Source organism: Pseudidiomarina insulisalsae, from assembly GCF_003987065.1.
Taxonomy (GTDB): Bacteria; Pseudomonadota; Gammaproteobacteria; order Enterobacterales; family Alteromonadaceae; genus Pseudidiomarina; species Pseudidiomarina insulisalsae.
This window is the reverse complement of sequence record NZ_PIPY01000018.1, coordinates 1-1,240: the sequence shown is the minus strand read 5'-3', so window position 1 is coordinate 1,240 and position 1,240 is coordinate 1. Positions and strand designations below refer to the sequence as shown.

Below are 1,240 nucleotides of genomic sequence, written 5' to 3'. Positions count from 1 at the left end.
TCATTAGTTAAGCGATAGGCTTAGACCTATCTTTAAGGAGTGTCTATGGAGCGCATTGAAATTTTTACTGGCGAACAACGTCGTCGTCGTTATACTCCGCAAGAGAAAGCCAAGTTTGTTGCCATGACCATGCAGCCGGGGTATTCGGTGTCACTGGTGGCCAGGCAGAACGGCATCACCCCGAGTTTATTGTTTAAGTGGAAAAAGCTCATGCAAGATGGTGGCATGTCTGCAATTCAATCTGGTGACGAGGTCGTCAGTGCCGCAGACCATAAGGCGCTTCAAAAGAAGGTTAAGCAGCTCGAGCAGTTGCTTGATCGTAAAACCATGGAAACGGAGATCCTAAAAGAGGCGCTGGAGATAGCCCAGTCAAAAAAGTTTATATCGCGCATGCCATTGCTGCCACCGGACGGTTCCCTGTCCTCCGAGTAGCTGCGATTCTTGGTGTGTCGCGCTCGAACTTATATCAACGCTTGTATGCGCGCCAAAAAGGTCGCTCAGCACGCTATAGCAAGGCTGATGATGCACTTTTGTTGCCATTAATTGAAGAGATCTGCAGCGACCGCGGTAGCAATGGTTATCGGCGTATTACCGCGCATTTAAACCGGGAGCTGAGAAATCAGCAGCATGCTATTGCTCGGGTGAATCCGAAGCGCGTGTATGGCATGATGCGGCAAAATAACTTGCTGCTACGTAAGCATACCGGGCGTGTGGGTGAGCACCGCGCTCATGACGGTCAGGTGATTACGCTGCACCCAAACACACGCTGGTGTTCAGACGGCTTTGAAATTACATGCTGGAACAAAGAAAAAGTGCGTGTGGTGTTTAGCCTGGATTGCTGTGATCGTGAAATCATGAGCTACGTCGCAACAACCACGGGGATCCGCGCAGACATGGTTCAGGATGTTCTGGTTGAACGCATCGAACAACGCTTCGGTAACGTTCAGGAGCTGCCTCATGCGATCGAATGGCTTACAGACAATGGCAGTTGTTATATTGCCGATGAAACACGGCAGTTCGCCAAATCACTCGGCTTTAAGGTTTGCACGACACCGGTCCGCAGCCCGCAAAGCAATGGTATGGCTGAAGCGTTTGTGAAAACCTTTAAACGAGATTATGTATATCTGAATGACCGCCCTGATGCAGCTACGGTATTAACCAAGCTCGCTGAATGGTTCGAAGATTACAACAATTACCATCCGCACAGCGGATTGAAAATGATGTCACCGCGAGAGTATCG

General features: G+C 49.7%; 1 protein-coding gene. It reads left to right on the top strand.

What is annotated here, in order from left to right; translation table 11 throughout:
* Positions 1-45: 45 nt before the first annotated feature.
* A protein-coding gene (locus CWI71_RS12010) for an IS3 family transposase (protein WP_126755509.1) occupies positions 46-1,240 on the top strand; the annotation gives its coding sequence in 2 pieces (ribosomal slippage) (positions 46-373 and positions 373-1,240; 1,196 coding nt annotated over the 2 pieces). This gene is flagged as partial in the annotation.